2 protein-coding genes and 1 pseudogene are annotated in these 2,535 nt (G+C 72.1%); 1 reads left to right on the top strand and 2 read right to left on the bottom strand.

The features are described from left to right. Positions 1 to 1,464: polysaccharide deacetylase family protein (locus KBX53_RS29350; protein ID WP_210862861.1), on the bottom strand; the 1,464-nt coding region annotated here is incomplete at its 3' end. Further along, positions 1,457 to 2,008 (bottom strand): hypothetical protein, encoded by a 552-nt coding sequence (locus KBX53_RS29345; protein WP_210862860.1) that lies wholly within the window; start codon positions 2,006 to 2,008, stop codon positions 1,457 to 1,459. The genes KBX53_RS29345 and KBX53_RS29350, both read right to left, overlap by 8 nt. Positions 2,009 to 2,321: 313 nt before the next feature. Between KBX53_RS29345 and KBX53_RS29340 the strand changes: the two are divergent. Next, positions 2,322 to 2,535 (top strand): annotated as a pseudogene (locus KBX53_RS29340) (AAA family ATPase); the annotation flags it as partial.

Genomic DNA, 2,535 nt, shown 5'->3' with positions numbered 1-2,535 from the left:
CTTGGCGATCAGGCTGCGCCGGTTGCCGACCTTCACGTTGCCGGCCACCGCGCCCACCTGCGGGTCGGCGAAGGGCTGCACGAGCCGGCGGACGGCGTCGGGTTCGAAGACAGTGTCCCCGTCGACCATGACGATCAGGTCGTGCCGGGCGAACGCCACGCCGGTGTTCAATGCGCTGGGCTTGCCACCGTTGGGTTTGCGGACCACCCGGACGTTGGGCAGGCGGAGCGCGTCGACGATGTCCGCGGTCCCGTCGGTGGAGCCGTCGTCGACGACAACCACCTCGATTCCGCCGGGATGGTCGCCGCCAGCGAGTGAACGGACCGCCGCGGCGATCCCCTCCTTCTCGTTGTACGCCGGGACGATCACCGACACCGGCGCGGTGACCGGCGGCCCCCACGTCCAGTCCGTGGCCCGACGGCGACGGGCGTGTCGCCCGGCGAGCAGGAACAGCACGGCGGTACGCCCGACGGTGAGCACCCCGACGAGCACGAAGAGGATCCCGAACACGGTCAGCACCTGGTCGGCGCCCCGTACCGCCCAGACCAGCATCTGGCCGCGCCAACGGTCCCCAGCGGTGGCCGCCGCACCGGATTCCGCCCGGTAGTCGACCCCGGCGGCGGCGAAGGCGAGGTTCAGTCCGTCCGTCGCGGTGACGAAGCGGTATCCCCGTTGCTTCATCATCGGGATGAAGCGGTCGAGGGCGGCGACGGTCTGCGCGCGGTCACCGCCGGCGTCGTGCCAGAGGGTGATCGCACCCGAGTCGCCGTCCGGGGTGGCGTTCTCGACGATCTTGTCTACGCCGGGCAGCGCCCAGTCCTGGCTGTCGGTGTCGTTGAGCACCGTCAGGTAGCCCAGGTCACCGGCGGCGATCAGCACCGGCCAGTCCTGGTTGTCGATCGCGTCGGCATGCGAGGAGTACGGAAACCGGACCAGCGAGGTGCGCACGCCGGTGACGGCGGCGAGGGCGAGCTGGGTCTGGGCGTACTCCAGCTCTTGCCGCCATCCGGACAGCTCGGTGAGGTCGGGGTGGGTGAACGTGTGCACGCCGAGCTCGTGGCCACCCGCGACCAGGTTCCGGGCCATGTCGGGGTGCCGGGCGACCTGCGAACCCAGCACGAAGAACGTGCCAGTGACCTGGTGGGCGTCGAGGACGCGCAGAACCTCGGGGGTCCAGACGGGGTCGGGGCCGTCGTCGAAGGTGAGCGCGATGGTCCGGTCCGGCAAGCGGTAGGAGCGGACCTGCTCGCTGTTGGCGCTGATGATCGGCCCCCCGTTCACCACTGAGGTGGGGACCTCGCGTTGCCCCTGGTTGCTGTGCTGGTGGTCCGGGGTGAAGGAGGCGTTGGTGTACGCGTTGACCAGAAGTACGCCGGCCAGAACCGCCAGCAGCATGCCGAGCAGGACCCAGCGCGGTGGAGGTACGGCCCGACGACGGCGGGCCGTGATCGCCGGCTCAGCCATCCGCGGGGAGGAGGTCGGTGGGGAGTCCGCCGGGTTCGGCCGGTTCCTCGGGTGGGAGCGGCGGGTCCTCGGTCGAGGGTGAGACGGCGGGTGTCGGGGCCACCGAGGTGGGCCGCCCCGAGCTGGGCGAGGGCGGCACGCTGGTGGGGTCACCGCTCGCCGGGCTGGCGGCGCTCCGTGACCGCGTGGGGGCAGGCGAGCGGGGAGCCGGCGGGGCGACGGTGGGTGCCACCCTGGCCGCCGGCGTACGGGGGACGGCTGTCGACGGCTCGGGGATGGCGGTAATCGCCTCGGCCTGTGGCGACTGGGTCCGTTCAGGCTGCTCGGCCTCGTCCACGAACGGGAGCACCGTGTGCGGCTCCACCATGCCGCCGGCGAAGCTGACGGCCACCAGCCCGGTGTAGGTCAGGCCCAGCAGACCGACGACGTATGCGAGCCAGCGCAGGCGGGAGCGGCGTCGGCCGCTGGGGTCGACGAAGACCGGGGGCGGTTGGGGCGCGGCGGCGATCAGCTCGGTGGGGCCGTCGGTGCGGTTGGCCACCATGGTGGGCTCGTCGACCGGCGCCGCCGGTCGGGACCGAGGGTCGCCGGACCCGGCGGGCGTCGACCTCCCAGTCGACGTATCGTCGCTGCTCAAGCCCCGGGTGGTCATGGGACGCGAGTCTAGGCGTGAGTTTTTCTCAGCTTTGCTGACGGCTCACTGACTGAGACGCCGACCGCACCGTCGGGGCCACGAGGGGGTCGCCGCGACCGCCGCCTTCTCGTCGTCAGGGAGGGTTCGTACCCGGCCTGCGGCCGGTGACGGCGGCGGCTCAGGGGCCGTAGGGCCCGGGTGGGGAGTCTCGCGATCTTCTAGGGTGGGGGCTGTGGCTCGCAGCGTGTATCTGACCAGCGTTGGTTCGGGCGGAGGCAAGTCGACGATCGCCCTCGGGCTGGCGGAGTTGCTGTCCCGCCAGGTCGGGCGGATCGGCGTGTTCCGGCCGCTGGTCGCCGACACCGGGCAGGATCCGATCCTCGCCCTGCTCAGCGAGCGGTACCGGGTCGAGGTGCCGCTGGCCGAGCTGGCCGGGG

The sequence above is a fragment of the Micromonospora sp. M51 genome (assembly GCF_018070305.1).
GTDB classification, from domain to species: Bacteria; Actinomycetota; Actinomycetes; order Mycobacteriales; family Micromonosporaceae; genus Micromonospora; species Micromonospora parva.
Note: the sequence above shows the minus strand (reverse complement) of the source record. Positions and strands in the feature narration are given on the sequence as shown.

Excerpts from the sequence above, each read along its gene's own strand:
- KBX53_RS29345 (WP_210862860.1), bottom strand. The coding sequence starts at position 2,008 with ATGGTGGCCAACCGCACCGACGGCCCCACCGAGCTGATCGCCGCCGCG.